The 16,523-nt window shown below is 38.9% G+C and carries 13 protein-coding genes; 7 read left to right on the plus strand and 6 right to left on the minus strand.

All coding sequences use genetic code 11. The features are described from left to right. The first annotated feature begins 7 nt into the window (after window positions 1–7). Window positions 8–1,396 (plus strand): OmpP1/FadL family transporter, encoded by a 1,389-nt coding sequence (locus EHR06_RS08635; protein WP_135756623.1) that lies wholly within the window; start codon window positions 8–10, stop codon window positions 1,394–1,396. Here EHR06_RS08635 and EHR06_RS08640 read toward each other — a convergent pair. Then, window positions 1,393–1,869: a hypothetical protein gene (locus EHR06_RS08640; RefSeq protein ID WP_135756624.1), complete on the minus strand. Its 477-nt coding sequence runs from the start codon at window positions 1,867–1,869 to the stop codon at window positions 1,393–1,395. The genes EHR06_RS08635 and EHR06_RS08640 overlap by 4 nt on opposite strands. 118 nt (window positions 1,870–1,987) lie before the next feature. Between EHR06_RS08640 and EHR06_RS08645 the strand changes: the two genes are divergently transcribed. Next, window positions 1,988–2,740 carry an enoyl-CoA hydratase/isomerase family protein gene (locus tag EHR06_RS08645; RefSeq protein ID WP_135756625.1) on the plus strand — a complete coding sequence of 251 codons (753 nt, stop codon included), beginning with the start codon at window positions 1,988–1,990 and terminating at the stop codon, window positions 2,738–2,740. On the opposite strand, the gene EHR06_RS08650 is transcribed toward EHR06_RS08645, so the two are convergent. From EHR06_RS08650 to EHR06_RS08670, 5 genes are all read right to left on the minus strand, one after another. Beyond that, complete coding sequence (locus EHR06_RS08650) at window positions 2,741–3,640, minus strand: haloalkane dehalogenase (RefSeq protein WP_135756626.1); 900 nt, start codon at window positions 3,638–3,640, stop codon at window positions 2,741–2,743. Window positions 3,641–3,926: 286 nt separating this feature from the next. Continuing rightward, a complete protein-coding gene (locus EHR06_RS08655) occupies window positions 3,927–4,538 on the minus strand; it encodes a LuxR C-terminal-related transcriptional regulator (RefSeq protein WP_135756627.1) in 612 nt (203 codons plus the stop codon). Between the two features lie 3 nt (window positions 4,539–4,541). Then, window positions 4,542–5,735 carry a sensor histidine kinase gene (locus EHR06_RS08660; RefSeq protein WP_135756628.1) on the minus strand — a complete coding sequence of 398 codons (1,194 nt, stop codon included), beginning with the start codon at window positions 5,733–5,735 and terminating at the stop codon, window positions 4,542–4,544. Between the two features lie 393 nt (window positions 5,736–6,128). Then, complete coding sequence (locus EHR06_RS08665; RefSeq protein ID WP_135756629.1) at window positions 6,129–6,809, minus strand: methyltransferase domain-containing protein; 681 nt, start codon at window positions 6,807–6,809, stop codon at window positions 6,129–6,131. Next, the gene (locus EHR06_RS08670; RefSeq protein WP_135756630.1) at window positions 6,806–8,137 is read right to left on the minus strand and encodes a hypothetical protein; all 1,332 of its coding nucleotides are present in this window, start codon (window positions 8,135–8,137) and stop codon (window positions 6,806–6,808) included. The genes EHR06_RS08665 and EHR06_RS08670 overlap by 4 nt, the downstream gene beginning before the upstream one ends. A 108-nt stretch (window positions 8,138–8,245) precedes the next feature. Here EHR06_RS08670 and EHR06_RS08675 point away from each other — a divergent pair, with 108 nt between their 5' ends. From EHR06_RS08675 to EHR06_RS08695, 5 genes are all read left to right on the plus strand, one after another. Beyond that, the gene (locus EHR06_RS08675; RefSeq protein WP_135756631.1) at window positions 8,246–10,261 is read left to right on the plus strand and encodes a protein meaA; all 2,016 of its coding nucleotides are present in this window, start codon (window positions 8,246–8,248) and stop codon (window positions 10,259–10,261) included. Window positions 10,262–10,264: 3 nt separating this feature from the next. Further along, complete coding sequence (locus tag EHR06_RS08680; protein ID WP_135756632.1) at window positions 10,265–11,218, plus strand: P-loop NTPase family protein; 954 nt, start codon at window positions 10,265–10,267, stop codon at window positions 11,216–11,218. Between the two features lie 16 nt (window positions 11,219–11,234). Continuing rightward, window positions 11,235–13,412: a dolichyl-phosphate-mannose--protein mannosyltransferase gene (locus EHR06_RS08685; RefSeq protein WP_135756633.1), complete on the plus strand. Its 2,178-nt coding sequence runs from the start codon at window positions 11,235–11,237 to the stop codon at window positions 13,410–13,412. A 64-nt stretch (window positions 13,413–13,476) separates the two neighbouring features. Then, window positions 13,477–15,156, plus strand: a complete 1,680-nt coding sequence (locus tag EHR06_RS08690) for an ArnT family glycosyltransferase (RefSeq protein WP_135756634.1) — start codon at window positions 13,477–13,479, stop codon at window positions 15,154–15,156. Between the two features lie 77 nt (window positions 15,157–15,233). Continuing rightward, window positions 15,234–16,466 carry an ankyrin repeat domain-containing protein gene (locus tag EHR06_RS08695; protein WP_135756635.1) on the plus strand — a complete coding sequence of 411 codons (1,233 nt, stop codon included), beginning with the start codon at window positions 15,234–15,236 and terminating at the stop codon, window positions 16,464–16,466. Window positions 16,467–16,523: the final 57 nt, after the last annotated feature.

The following is a 16,523-nucleotide window of genomic DNA, read 5'->3' on the forward strand; positions in this document are numbered from 1 at the left end:
TTGAAGCATGCTTTTTCGATCTAGAGTTCGTAAAAAATCCTCCCTGTTTTTCTTAGCTATAATTTCTTTCCTTGCTCCCAAGTTAGAAGCTGTTGGACTTTTTCAACCTTCTCATAATGCGAGATACGGAGGTATGGGAGGAGTAAATTTAGCGATCGGGGGATCTCCTATGGATATAGGGACCAATCCAGCTAACTTAAGTCTCAAAAATCGCAAAGAGTTGGAATTCGGAGTTTCTTTACCGTACATCCGTACAGTATACAAAGATAAATTCTCGGATCCGGACCCAAATCTCTCTTACGAAAACTCCGAATCCTATAACGTGCTCGCCCCTCTTCCATATTTTGCGATCCGAATTCCAATCAACGAAAAATGGACATATGGAGGAGGAATTTATATACCAGGCGGCGGAAATGGAGAAGTTTCCGGACTCACAAGGATCACACCTAACGACCAAAGTTTGAACGATTGGTCAGGGATGAAACTTCCGAGTCCAGTAGGAGATTCCAGAAGAATACAAGAAAGTTATTCCTCCACTTTTTATCTGGTCAAATCCACTCATGCGCTCTCTTATAAGATCGGCGGACTCTCTATAGCTTTAGGAATAGAAGGAATTTATTCCAGACAGATCGCTTACCAAAAGTTTCATGATATCACGGGAAATATTGAAGTCCCCGGCCAAGGTTTTGACTATAAAAGTAAAAATGCATATGCGCTCGGCGGGATTTTCGGAACCACTTACCAGATCACAGATACATTAAAGATCGCTTATTCTTACCAAACTTCCGCAAAAATCCCTTTGGATGGAAGTATGCAAGTGGGTTCTTATCCCAGCAGGACGGGAGTTTCTGGAACATTTGCAGTTCCGGAAAGACATGGATTAGGTTTTTCTTATGGAACGGATACATTCAAGATCGGGGTGGATGCATTATATTATAATTATGCTTCTTATACTTCTACTTATAAACAAACATTGGCAGCCCCCGTGTTCCCGACTGCATTCGGACAAACGAATGTGATCCCTCAGAATTTAGGGTATCATGATTCATGGGCATTAGGGATCGGAGGAGAATGGATCGTAAACGATTGGACTTGGAGACTAGGTGCAAGGCATAACTCCGGAGTTTTAAGATCGGAAGGCACCAATGCACTCCAAGCCGGTATCATGGTCCAAGATCTGGTCTCCGGTGGATTCGGATATTCCACCGGAAAATGGAAATTCGATTTTACACTTCTATATTATCTTCCGGTGAGAGTTTATAATGGAGGTTCCGCAGATTGGAACTTCAACCATGCAGCATTTTCGAAAGAGGATATCCGAGTAAACGAATTCAAACATTCATTAAGATCGGATATCCCTGCGATATTATTAGGAGCGAGCTACTCATTTGATTAAGATCTTTGTATAGAGTCTTCCTTTACAAAAAGAACGGAACTTGCCAAAAGGCAAAATGCGATCAGATCAAAACTGAACGCGCCTACTTGGCCGAATTGCCATGCCGATCTTATACTATTCCAATGTTCCGGGATCGTATGAGTGACAGTCCATTCTTTGATTTGAGAAGAAGCGGGGGCCACAAAAAAGAACCAAACTCCTAAAGAGAAAATAAAGGAGAAGGCGCTCAAGATCGTATAACGAAAAGACCTTGTACCTTTAGAAAGATAAGCGATCGTAAAAATAAGAAGAATGGAACCTATCTGCACGATAGGACCTATAATCGCAAAATATTTATATAAACTAGTTTGCACTTGAAAATATAGTTCTGCTTCCCAATACAATTTGGGCGCAGCCTCCATCACATGTGCAAATCTCATTCCAAGAGTTAGTGCAGCTAAAATTAAAGCAAAAAATCGGATCTTAGATAACATAGCGGGTTCCTTTCATTTCCTTTAGCTTCTACTCCGAACTAAAAAGGTTACCGAATTCGCGCAAAAAAAGGATCCATTTTCATTTGAATTTTAAAAATAAACCTTATTAAATCTTTTCATGGATTATAAACATCTGAGTATAGAGAACCGGAACGGATTACTAATTGTACTTTTAAACCGTCCTGAATCCAATAATGCATTAAACATAAGGATCAGAGACGAATTAGAATCGATTTTTTCAGAATCCAAAAAAGACCCTAAGGTCAGGGGGATACTCTTAGGAGCAAATGGCAAAAACTTTTGCAGCGGTTACGATCTAGAAGAAGTAGTCGAAACAAAACTAGGATCTTTCAAGCACCGTATTTTAGAATATCATTATGAACTATATTCTTTTCCAAAACCTCTAGTTTGTGTACTAAAAGGTTTTTGTTCCGCAGGAGGATTCGATCTAGCGCTTTCCGGGGATTATATTCTGGCAGAAAAGAAAACATTCTTATTCCGGCCGGAAATCCGTTTCGGAGGCCCTCCTTTGATCACTACTTTAGCTCGAAAAGTAGGCCCAACAAAAGCATTATCTTTGACATTACTTGGAGAACCTCTCCGTTCCCAAGACGCATTAGAATTAGGGATCATAGATGAAATCGTTACAGAAGGCGATTCAATTGCGAAAGGCCTAAAAGTATTGGAAAAACTCTCTCAATGGGATCCTAAACTCATCAAAGCGGAAAAAGAAATATCGAATAATTTTTTCCAAGGAAACTTGTATGAGAACTTAAAAAAGGAATTCGATCTATTCAAAGAATTTTTAGAAAATCCGAACTTTCTAAAAATAGTTACAGAATATGCAAAATCTATAAAACAGAAAGTATGACTATGGATTGTTTTGGATAAACTCGGAAAGAAGTTCTGCAAGCAGCTCACCCTTTTCTTCCTGAAGAAAATGTCCTGCTCCTTGGATTACTGTGTGTTTTTGTCCTTTTGCACCCGGGATAGTCCTTCGAAAGAATATATCTCCACCTTTTGTGATTGGATCCGAATCACTGAACATAGTTATAAAAGGTTTTTTGAAATTCTTATAGAACATCCAAGCCTGGCGATTCCTTTCCGTTTCAGGATTATCGGGAGTTATCGGCACAAGAGTCGGAAATTTTCTTGCTCCTGCTTTATAAGATTCATCCGGATAAGGGGAATCATAAGCATGGATGATATCGGGACTTAATTTACTCACACATCCGTTTTGGATGATCTTTCCCACGGGAAGTTTACTTACTTCTTGGGAGAAACGAAGCCATTTTAAAAAATCTTCTTTAGGAGGAATATCTCCAGTAGGCAGAAAAGTATTCGCAGCACATACTCTTGCAAAGCGAGAATCCAATTCCGCTACCGCTCTTAAACCTAATAAACCTCCCCAGTCTTGGCAGAAGAGAGTAATATTTTGCAGATCTAAAGCAACAATTAGATTTTTCAGCCAGTCAACATGATTCTTATACGTATAAGTTTTCAGATCCGTCGGTTTATCCGATTTTCCGAAACCGATCAGGTCGGGTGCTATCACTCTATAACCTTTTTCTGATAAAGGAGGTATCATCTTCCTATAAAGATAAGACCAACTCGGTTCTCCATGTAATAATAAAACCGTTTCTTTTGCATTTTTAGGACCCTCGTCCACATAATGCATTTTGAATTCTCCTACGGAAATATAATTAGGAGAAAAAGGATAATCCTTTAAATTGGAAAAACATTCGGAAGGAGTTTCTAAATAAGTTTGCATACCAAATCTATCGGAACGGATGTATCCGTGTAAGGACCCAGATCATAGATCTTTAAGAAATCTTGTCAAACTTCTTCCCAAAAAAGTAAGCTAAGCCGAATTTTCTGATTTTAAAAACTTAGAAAATAAGCACAGAAAGCCACGATTTACACTTCTTTAGTTCTATTCGGTTTATTCTTATTAGTTTTATGCCAAACAGCTTGTTTGAGTTCCTTAAAACCGGGAGAATGGCTGGATCTGCAAAAAGATCCGATTTCCGAAGCTTGGTGGGAGAAGGTAAAATAATCTAAGAAAATTTTCTTACCAATTCCAATCTGGAATTCACATGCAGTTTTCTGAATATACTTTTGATCTGGACCCTTACCGTTCCTTCTTTAGTACCTAAGGAGGCTGCAATTTCTTTGGTTCTTTTGCCGTCTACGATCATATCCAACACTTTCTTTTCCCGATTGGATAACACTTCCACTTCCTTTTGGGTAGTTTTACGGAAAGAGTGGATGACTCTTGCGGCAAGTCCCGGAGAAAGTATCCCTCCCCCTTCTAAAAGTATTTCCGCTTTTTCTTGGATATCTCCTACATCTTTTTTTAATATGTATCCGATCGCCCCCGCTTTTAGGGCCTTGAATAATGCCTCTTCCGATTCAAATGCGGATAAAATTGCGTAACCTGTTTTGGAATCCGCGGAGTATCTTTCTAAAATAAAATCCAATCCACTTTTGCCGGGAAGATCTATATCTACGAATACTAAGTCATAAGGAACATCCCTTTCTTTAGGAAACTCCTCGGCGGAATTATAAACTTCTACCTTAGTAACTCTATTCATTTTTTTTAATCTTTCTTTGCACTGGCTCGCAAATGCAGGATCGTCTTCTAAGATCGCAATTTTATATAATTTCACGAATCAAATTCTCCGTAACTGACGGATCGGGATCTCCAGGAACCCTTTGAAGTCACGATTTTCTAGATTTTCTTTCCATTCTCCGTTGATTGCGGAAGTTCTGAATCGGATGGTCTTATTTCCTTTGGAGCCTATTCTCATCTCTTGGAAATTTGTGCGAGTTCGAATGGATATTTCTATGGAATCTTTTTTAGGAGAGAAGATCCAATGCGAAGTTCCGGAACCATATTTTAGATCGTTGGAACATATCTCCGTTACTATTCCTAAAATTTGTTCCGCCTTTTCCGTATCTATATGAAAGTCATCTTCTCCTTCTCGAGTAAATCTGACTTTTCTTCCGGCGTTACCGTACCTTCTCAATAATAATACCCTTATTCCACTCCAGATATCTTCTGAGATCAGTTTAACATCCGCCATACTTGCGGTGATCTCTCTGATCCCCTTAAAAATATCTTCGGATAATTTTTCCAACTGCAGGAGTGCGTCCGTATCTCCGTTCTTATAACCCTGGATAGAACGAACTAATAAATTTAGATCCGTAACTTTAGCTCCTAGATAATCATGAAGATCCCTAGTGATTGCTTCTCTTTCGTCATATAATCTTTCCTGAAGTTTTTTAGTCTTCTTTAGATATTCAGTTCTGTATCCATACCACCAAGTATTACATAAACAGATAAACAATTGGAGTGCGCTCATATTGCTGATCTGCACCCATAAGGTCCTGTCCGAAAAATATCCGCTTCCTTCCGGAAAGATCCTAAGAATATAAAATGCAACTACGGAAAAAGAATAGATTGTATAGAAAATCGGTCTTCCGTTAAAGAATAGACTCACCAAAAAGAGGATCACTTGGTTCGTGATCCACATATTATTATCGTAAAAATAATATTCGTTGTCGTGGAATTGTGTCTCTACTTCCAAAAGTAATAAAATGAAGAGTCCACCGAATACGATCAGGTTCTTTCTGAAATAATTTTTGGAGTAAAACCGGATCACTCCCAGACTGAACAAACAAATAAAAGCAGAGATCAGATCCAAATAGAGTAAAAGAAAATTGGATCGAACGTATTCTAAGATCGCTCCCCATATGGTGATCGCACATACGATCCCGAAAAAATAAGAGGCGATCCTGTAATTTTGGGAATAAAATTCTTCCCTTGCAAATCTATCTGTTTCCTTTTCTTTCACTATTTCCATATTCGCTTCAGGCTAACTTGCAGACATCGTTTGGAACATGATATCTATCGGAGAATAAAACTCTATTCGAATATTTATCTCTCTTAGCCTTTTAGCGACATAGAATCCAATTTTTGTTTTCTCTCAAACCGATCTAACTTTTCCCCTTCTCTACCTCAAGGGGTATTGCTCATTTCGGACTTAGCACTTAAGTTATACGTCAATGTTTTTCCTTTTTGGCCCCAAAGGGAGAATCTCACTTCTTCTTCAAGAGAAGTACATAATAAAAACTTAATGTTTAAAAAGATCAGGAAACTAAGATGAAAACCAAACTAATATTGATCGGCTTGCCGTGAATATCAGCGCGGCCCGGATAACTGGAGCCACAAGAGATGTAAACTCCATCACAGATAGTCAATCGTCCACGAACAGCTCGTCACAAAACGGGCTGTCTTTCGTGATCCTGCTTTCCAGAAGATTGAATGCAACTCTTCTGAAATAAGGGCGGATTAGTTTTTCGTAATACTTTTTGGATCTTTGGTGGGCATAAGGATCCGTAAAGTAGATCTCCTTCTTCATTCTTGCGTAATCGTTCTTTGTAGGGACAGTAAAATAGAGATAATTTACGATCTTATGCAGTTTTTCAAAAACCTTAGGAAGATGTTTATCTTCTATATACTGAACTACCGAATTACAAATACCAAGAGTGAATGGAGGAAGATGAATATGTTTCAGTTCCAGATCCTGGATAGTAGAATGTAGAAAAGATAGATTATAAGAACGGATCCATTTTTGTTTTGCGATCGCATCTATCATTTCTTCGGAAGGGTCCACCGCAAATATACGATTCGGTTGGAATATTTTTACGAATTCTTTTAAAAGTAATGCCTTACCGAAACCGAAGTCAGCAATACTTCTGGGATGGACCTGCATCAGATCAAAAACGGACTTTATGTATTTTGCATGTTCTTTCGCGTTGAAAGAAGCATCCACATCCTTCCCGCTTCCATAGATCTCATCCCAATAGGAAGTTTCGAATGGTAGACCGTTGGCTCCGTAAGCGATATAATCGGAGTCTTGCGGCTTTTTACTCATACATCAGGAGCCTTGGAAGAAGAAAGCCAAGAAATGAAAAATGCTTTCAGATCATCATATCCTTTTTGATCGGAAAGTTCCGACCTGGCTTCGATAGATCTGGCCTTTAAGGTTTTTAAACTAGGATCAGTTTGTATTCTTTTCCATAAGAATCCATTGATCAGCACTCTTTCTCCGGATAAAAACAGATAGGGAGTATTCTTCGCTTTTACTTCTCTTTGTAAAAGTTTTCTGTCTACCGCCCAAACTTCGGATAAAAGAATATAATCTTTTTCTCTTATTTCAGGATAAGAAGTAAAATGTGTTTTTTGTTTAGAAGTAAAATATAAATAAGCGGAAGTTTCCGGAGAAACATAGATTCTTTCGTCCTGATCTACGATCAATCTTCCTCTTAAAGATATTACATCTTTAGCAAGAGAGCTTAACTTTATTTTATCCACACCTAAAACAGGACGGATCGTAAAATATCCGGAAACCGCAATCAAAGCAAAGATCCCGATAGAAGCTGGGAGTGAATTCAATTCCTTTTCGGAACGAAGTAAAAAAACGCCTACAAACAGTATTAGAATAAAAGAACCGAATCCTAAAAGGTATTTCCAAACGGATTGGCCCATGAACCCGAAAGAATGGGCGCCGTAAAAATTAAGATTTCCTAATAGAATAATTCCCAGCACAAGAACGGAAAGATAACCGAATAAGAAAAGTTTAGGAAGGTTTCTTCTTTTGAAAAATACGGATTGCTGCTTCTTCTTCTCTCTGATCCCAACCGTCCCGGCCTTGATCACAAAGATAGTAAATCCTATCAGGAAAAAAGTGAAATGAGAGAAAAATCCAAGAACCGTACAGGAGACTAAGATCAAAAGATCCACTACCGTTTCCATTCTAAAGGAAAGAAATAGTACGAGCAGGAATGAAAAGGCGACTAATTCTCCCAACATATTCAGAGGAACTAGATAAGAGAACGGATTGATCGCAGCAATATAACAGAACAAATAATGATTCAGTTTCCAGCTCTCTCTTTCCATGATATATGCGCAAAGATGAATGCCTAAACTCAGGAAAAATGCTCCGAAAGAGAGATAAGCAGGTATATAATTCAAACCAAAGATCGATTTCCAAAAGGATAAGAGCAAAAATGGAAGAGGTTCTCTGAAGGAGAAAAATTTTCCGTCTTCTGAAAGAGAACGTAATTCCGCCAATGTTCGGAAACTTTCTCCGTTGGACGGGTCACCGTGCCAAGAATAGAGAAGGGTCAGAAGACCGGTGAGAAACAGCGTCGAGAGTGAAATGAGCGCGGGGTTTGCTTTTCTGTTTCTTTCCAAGTCCATGCGGCGGAATTCTTCTCCTACGGATTTCGGAGCTACGTTAAAAATTTAGGTGAAATTATACCAACACATTTTGAACTAAACTAAGAGGCATATTCCGAGGGCAAGAAGATGGAAAAAAAAGACCATATCCTTTACGATAAGACCGGAAATCCCAGCAAAGAGCCGGCTTGGATTTTCAGAACTTACGCGGGTCATACAAACGCAAAGGAGTCCAACGAACTCTTTAGAAAAAACCTGGCAAAGGGTCAAACAGGCCTTTCCATCGCCTTTGATCTTCCCACACAATGCGGTTATAGCTCAGATCACGCAATCGCAAGACCGGAAATCGGAAAAGTAGGAGTTCCAATCAACACATTGGAGGACTTCCGGATCCTATTCGATCAGATCCCGATCGAAGAAATGAACACTTCCATGACCATCAACGGGACATCCATGTGGCTTCTTTCCCTTTATGTGGCGTTAGCCGAAGAAAGAGGAGAAGACGTTTCCAAGCTACAAGGAACCACTCAAAACGACATAATCAAAGAATATCTGGCTCGCGGGACCTACATTTTCCCTCCGGAACATTCCATCCGTATCATCGTGGACATGTACGAATATTGTTTGAAAAGAATTCCGAAATGGAACCCATCCAATATTTGTTCTTACCATTTGCAAGAAGCGGGAGCAACTCCTGTGCAAGAACTGGCATTCGCACTCGCAACAGGAATGGCAATCCTAGACGCAGTGAAAGAAAGGAACTGTTTCACTCACGAAGAATTCGAGCAATGCGTCGGTAGGATCTCCTTCTTCGTAAACGCAGGTATCAGATTCATCGAAGAAATGTGTAAGATGCGCGCATTCTCCGATATGTGGGAAGAGATCACAAAAGGAATTTATCAAGTAAAAAGTGAGAAGTACCGCAGATTTCGCTACGGAGTCCAAGTAAACTCACTCGGATTAACGGAAGAACAACCTGAAAACAACGCATGGAGAATTTTGATCGAAGCTTTAGGAGTTACCTTAAGCAGAGACGCAAGATGCCGCGCACTCCAACTTCCTGCATGGAACGAGGCACTTTCACTTCCTCGTCCTTGGGACCAGCAATGGTCACTTCGTTTACAACAAGTACTTGCATATGAAACGGATCTTCTCGAATATCCGGATCTATTCGAAGGTTCCAGAGTCGTGGAAAGTAAAGTAAAAGATCTGATCGAGAACGCAAATAAAGAGATCCAAAAGATCAAAGAAATGGGCGGAGCAATCAAAGCGATCGAGAACGGGTACATGAAAGCCCAGCTCGTAAAATCCCAAGCGGAAAGACTCGCAAAGATCAATAACGACGAACTTATCATCGTAGGAAAGAACAAATGGAAAGAAGGGATCCCCTCCCCTCTTACCAACGATCCTGACGGAGGGATTTTCAAAGTAGATCCTAAATCCGCAGAACAAACTCTCAAAGTACTCTCCGATGTAAAAGCAAGAAGAGATGCGAAGAAGGTTGCGGAATCTCTAGCAAGATTAGAAGACGATGCTAAAAACGGAAAGAACCTAATGTTCGCTTCCGTAGAATGTGCTAAGGCTCTTGTGACTACTGGAGAATGGGCGGATACACTCAGAAAAATATTCGGAGAATATCGTCCATCCACCGGAGTAGAAGGACAAAAACTCAATTTGGAATCCGACAAAGTATCCAATGTCAGGAACAAAGTGGAGAAGTTCCAAAAAGCAACCGGAGCAAGACCTAAGATCGTAGTAGGCAAACCCGGGTTAGACGGCCATTCCAACGGTGCAGAAATGATCGCGGTATCCGCAAAACATGCGGGATTCGACGTGATCTATTCAGGCATCAGATTAACTCCGGAAGAAATCGTACAATCCGCAGTCGAAGAAAACGCAAATGTGATCGGAGTATCCATACTTTCCGGATCTCATGTGGAACTTGCAGAACAAATATTCGCAGAATTAAAACATTATAAAGCGGATATACCTGTGGTCTTCGGAGGGATTATTCCTCAACCTGATTTCGAAAAATTACATTCCATCGGAGTGAAGGCAATCTTCACTCCTAAAGATTATGATCTGATGGATGTAATGGATCGTATCATAGACATCGTAACCGAGAAAATTCCAGCTTCCGTTTAAGGCATGACCGTACGGTTTGCAGAAAAGGAACTCAAAGAACTGATCCAAGAAGCTTCTCAAGGGGAAAAATATCCTCTTGCGAAGCTGATCAGCGAACTGGAAAAACCGGATTCATTCGAATTTCGTAAAGTTCTATTCAAAGAATTAGAGAACTCAGGCTTTAACGGAAATAGATCCGTAACCATAGGGTTTACTGGAACTCCTGGAGCAGGAAAGTCCTCTCTATTAGGAGAGATCTCCACCAACTTCTTACAAACGGTCCCGGACAAAAAAATGGCAGTAGTCGCCATAGATCCATCTTCTCATATCAGTGGAGGTTCTTTACTTGGGGATAGAACCAGGCTTTCTCTACCGGTAAGAGAGAAGAGGATTTTTTTCAGATCCCAACCCAGCCAATTGGAATTGGGAGGTTTAAATCCTTATACCTATCATGTGATCCGATTGCTTCGTTGTTTTTTCGATTTTATATTCGTGGAAACAGTAGGGATCGGCCAAAACGAGATAGAAGTCTCCAAATTGGCGGATATTTCCTTCTTGGTCATGGTTCCTTTGGGAGGAGACCAGATCCAATTCATGAAAAGCGGGATCATGGAAGTCCCGGATGCATTCATATTAAACAAATGTGATGAAGAAAATCTTGCCAGAGCAAGTTATCATACTCTTTCCACTACTCTTGAGTTTTTACGTGATATTGTCCCAGGTGGGAGTATTCCACCCATTTTTCTGACCAGTGTAAAAACTAAAAAAGGGATCCAAGAACTTTTAGATTTTATTTTGAAAAGTAAACCTCATACTAAAAGATCTACGGAAACTAAAGTCCAGATCGAAAAATGGATCAAGACCGAGTATGGGAATTTCGGATTGAAGGCCCTATCTCAAACTCATTTCGACCCCAATGGCTCTTTCGAAGAAGTAGAAACTTCTGCTAAAACCGAAATCGAAAAAAGATATAAATAAAGGCGTTCATTCAGCTATGCTAGCAATTTTCAATTCCCTGTTTATCGGCATCGTATTCATTTCATCTTCTTTCACAAATCAGATCCTTTCCGGTTTTTCTAGGCACTTGGCTTGGGTAGGTTTTGGGTTAGGAATCGGTTTTTTGTCCTACTTTTTCCATAAGAACAGATGGAAAGACCAATCTATCAAAGATTTAATATCCCAGGTGATCATTTCCGCGTTAACCGGAATATACATTGCACTTTATTTTTTCTCGCCAACAGTCTATGGGACTTTGTTCAAAAACTTTAAAACTTTCTACATTCTCATTTTACTTTCTGTTTCTATTGGAGTTTCCTATAACAAAACAAAAAAGGTCAGGGATATCTGGAAAAACTTTTCCAAGTTAGGGCCTTTAACTTTATTCTTATTACTATTTACTATCCCAACTTCAGTAACTAGACTTTATTCGAGTGAAGACTCTCACGGAACTAAATTAATCCCCTTCAGTTTGGAAAAAGACGGAAATCTGGATCTTTCAGAATTTTTCATAAACCTCCCCGTCATTCCAGCGTCCGAGTGGACCCCGGACAAAGAAGTCTTAGATGTACCTTCTCAACTGCCCTCCGGTGATTATATAGAACATCCTTTCTTTCTCACTGTTTACGACGGAAAATTACTAAGTGCTTTTCCTTTATTACCAGGTTTGTACAATTCAATCGTTTATTTTTCCTTAAAATTGATCGGAGTAGAGATACGTACTCCTGATACGATCAATCTATCCAGCTCTGGCCCTAAAATGCACGCTATCGAAGATTTTATTTATCTAGAAAAGTTTTCTTCCTCTTTTCTTTTTGTGATCACTTCTATTTTACTTTTTAAAGCGATTTCCAAAACAGCCTCAGCGAGAACCTCACTTCTGATCACTCTACTTTATTCTTTTGGAACAACACATTTCTCGAATACTTCCCAAACTTTATGGCAACATGGATTCGTAGAATTCTTAACCGTCGCAAGCATCTTTCTTTTTCTCTCTAAAGATATTTTCGCCCCTGCTAAAACTTTTCTTCTTGGGATGATATTAGGATCTTTCTTTTTTGTAAGACCTCCTTCCATCATAATCGCAGGCCTTTTCGGTCCGGTATTTTTTTGGAGACTTCGTCATCTCTACATAAAAGAGAAGATTAAACTTCTTATTATCTCCGCTACAGGTATACTCATACCACTTTGCTCCCTAGGACTTCTGAATTATTTGGAATATGGGCATATAATGGGTGGATATTATCTCATGGAGAAATCTTTTGCACTATCCGGAATGCCCAACAGATTCATAGGAGATCTATGGGAAGGAGTCGGTGGACTATTGATCAGCCCCGGATTCGGTTTATTCGTATTCTCTCCTATCGTGTTACTATCCTTTTTAGGATTTTTTCTAATCAGAAAAAAAATCGGATTTTTGATACTACCTACTATACTCTCTACCCTTGTCTACCTATACATCTATGGAAAACATTTCATATGGTGGGGAGGGGTCTCTTATGCTACTAGATTCCTAAGCGATCTTATGCCTTTTTTTGCAGTCCTACTTCTGCCAGCAGTAACTATTTCTTATAAAAGGACTCTATTAAAAGTTCTACTTATATTATTCTCTATAATTTCCATTTGGGCACATACATCCGCAATGTATTCGGATGCTCCTTTTATAGAATGGCAAGCCTGCAAAAGATTGCCAATCCGCGAAAAAGCCTGGAGATGGGAAAGAGTCCCATATACAATGCCTTTCAAGTCTTATTATCCATATATAACAGGAAAACTTGATATAGAAATGATCCATGAATGCCAACTAGGAGCAGCCGCAGGATCGATAGAAAATAGGACAGCTTTCAAATTTAATAATAATTCGGTTCTATTAGGTACCGAAAAGATTGTACCGGATATAAATACATATTTCAGATCAGGGCATTATTGTGCTAAAATCTTTTCTGAAACCGAGAACGGCCAAAACTTTTCAGGTGAGACTCTTCAGATCTTAATTACTCAAAAAGATAAGATATTCCTGAGCCAAAGTTTGGACCCTGAATTTTTCAAAAATAATAAATCCGAAATTGAATTCGATATCACAAAATCGGGCAAAACTAAAATTTCAATTCTCAAAAAAGGGGAAAAACCCGTCATATTCGCAGGCCTGACTCTTATAAAAGGGAATTGCGAGTAATATTCGGAATGCCAAAGGAGAAGTGTAAATGACAAGTTCTTGGACAAAAAGCCGAATCGATTTTTTGAAAGATAAATTACTTAAAGCGAATACAACTATCGAGTCTTGGGATCCTTCTTTCTCAAATATACTGATTCCATGTTCTATTTTCCTGTTTGGTTTTTTTTATAATTTACATTTTGCTTTGATCGGATTTCAACCTTTAGATGGTTCAATCGTATTCGACGGCGGATGGAGGATATTGAACGGACAGATACCCTTCAAAGATTTTTCCGCTCCGGCGGGGACCACCCCTTCGCTCATCCAGGCTTTCTTTTTCTCGATTTTCGGAGTGAATTGGATCTCTTATTTAGTTCACTCTTCTTTATTTAACGGGCTGTTAGGTGTGATCTCTTATCTCTGGTTCCGGAAAGAAGGAGGTAATGTATTCTTATCGACTCTCCTCTCTTTTTTATCCGTGATCCTATTTTATCCGCCTATAGGTTTTCCGTTTATCGAAACTCATTCTTTTTTCTTTTCAATATTAGCGTTATTTCTAACAAGCTTAGCGGTACAAAACGTTAGATCCATATATATAGCCGGGATTTTTGTTTCATTCTTTTTAGGGTTTTTAAGCAAACAAATACCCGCCGCATTGCTTATATTCGGTATCCCTATATTAATGATCCGCTTACAGAGTAACGATCTTAAAAAATTCTTACTTTATAGCATAGTAACGATCCTTGGTATATCCACATTCGTTCTTCTTATAAACTTAATTTTCGGAATAGATTGGAAAGAAGAGTTCTTCTATTTATTCCAAATCACTTTAGGCACGGGGCAAGATCGATTTTCAGGGATCCAGGCGCTTGCTCAACAGAACGGAAATGCCGGCACAAGTATAGGCTCTTTACTTTTCATAATAAAGTTCCTTTTTGATTTTATTTTGATATTCGATCCTTCTAAATATTCGGTAAAACTGTTTAACTTTCTAATAATTTCCGTATGTATAATTCTTTATACCGCTTGGAAGACAAGGAACGAACAAAATGATCAGATAAGTAGAAAAAAATATTTATCTCAAATAATTTTAGGAGGTTTGTTCTTTTTTTCCGCCGTTTTCTATTCGATGGTCAGCAAAAACCAGCCGCAAATCGGATTTATTCAGTTTTTCTTTTTCTTTGCATTCATTTGTTTAGCTAATACGAATACTACAAAGTATCCTTTCTATTTTATATTTCTGATTTTAGCCTTCTTAATAACCCGTGAATTCCATTCCAATGTAAATCGTACTCGTATGGCAAATGATATGATATACGAGCATTCTGAAACAAAGATCTCTTTAGGATATCTTGATCTTAGATGGAAATTGCCGGCTATTTATGAGAAAAAAATCTCATATTCCGATTATAACTCTTTTTTAAATTTTTCCCAAAAGAACCCGGAGAATATCTTATATCTGGGTGATATGACTATCCTCTTAGGTCTATCCGGAAAACAATCCTTCTTTCCTGCTCTTTGGTTTCACACCGACCTTACGATCCCTTCCGATAAATTTAAGGAACATCATGAAACATTTCAATCCAGGGTCATTGAGAACATTTTAAAACATAAGATTAAATATATTGTATTCGAAGGTGAAATAGAAAATTTTTCGGAAATGTGTAACTTAAAGGTTTTAGATCGTTTAGGAACATTCATCTCCAAGAATGAAAAAGAAAGATTTAAAATCGGTAATTTGCCTGCGATCCGGATCTTAGATTAAATTCTTTCTATAATTTTCATCCGAATACACACTACTTCCGTCTTGACATCCGGTAAAACCCATATAGGGTTTTGCGGATGAAATTTATTGATAAATCCTATCCATTAAGATGTTTAGTCCTTTTACTAGTTTCTTTCAATTTACAGCCTCTCACAGCACAACAGGTCCATCCTAAAGCTGCAATCGGTGAAAATTTCTCCGGGATCAAAAAAAGAGCGGAACTCCCCTCGCCTACAGTTTCCGGTTCAGGTTTAAAAGCGGTAGCCATAGTCGGAGAAGTAGATGGGAATGAAGGCCCAAAGACTAGAGAATACGTAAATAATATCAAAGGACTCGTAAAAGTCCTAAAAGACAGGGGAGTTTCCGTCTCTGAATTTTATCCTCCGAATAACCCTTGGTCCGGAATTAAAGAAGCATCACAAAATGCGAATATACTTTTGTATGCCGGACATGGGGTAGGTACTAATTTGGATCAACCTCCTTATGACCAAAAATCCGTAGGCGGATTTTATTTGGGAAAAGAATTCGTTTCTAATGAACAAATTTCATCCGGTTTAAAACCTGCACCAGGGGCAGTCGTTCTACTTTTAGGAGCTTGTTTCACTGCCGGAAATATGGCTTACGATATGGGAGTGATCCGGGACGAAGAAACTAAGAAGAGGATCTCCATGTATTCTTCTCCTTTTTTGGAGACCGGATTCAAAGGTTATTATGCGACTTGGGCGCCTTGGACTGCTCAGGCAATACTTGCATTATTATTTACTAATAAAAACTATGGGGATATTTATTTCAGCCAGACAAATTCTCAAGAAGTGACTAAAATTTCTCATCCTCGTACTTCCGGATCTTCTTTGTATTATCATACTAAACCTCCGGCTTCCAAGCCTGTTTATGATTACGCATTTGCAGGAGATCCTTCCAGTGTGATCAAATCCGAAAATTCCAATACGGATACGGAAACTAAAATTTCGGAAGAAGAGAGGCTAAAACAAAATCGGATCCTTATCTCCAGTTTATACGATAAGAACGAAAACAAATCCTTGGAATCTTTAGACAAAGGTGCGGATCCAAATGCAGATTATTTGGGTTGGAAACCGATCCATCTTGCGATCGTATTCGATCTTCCGAATGTAGTGAAAGAACTGGTTCGTAAAAAAGCTTCTATCAATGTTCAGGCAGAAGGTTATACTCCTTTATCCATGGCTCTTGCTTATGAGCGTAAAGAGATCGCCGAGTTTTTGGAAAAAGAAGGCGGAACAAGAAGCAGGGCCGCATTTAAAAAACCGAATATTCCGAATTTAAAAAAATAGAAGGATCTTTATTATACGAGGCATCTTTTGTCTTCCCGCGACAGGGATACGCAGGGC

Source organism: Leptospira dzoumogneensis, assembly GCF_004770895.1.
In the GTDB taxonomy this organism is placed as follows: domain Bacteria; phylum Spirochaetota; class Leptospiria; order Leptospirales; family Leptospiraceae; genus Leptospira_B; species Leptospira_B dzoumogneensis.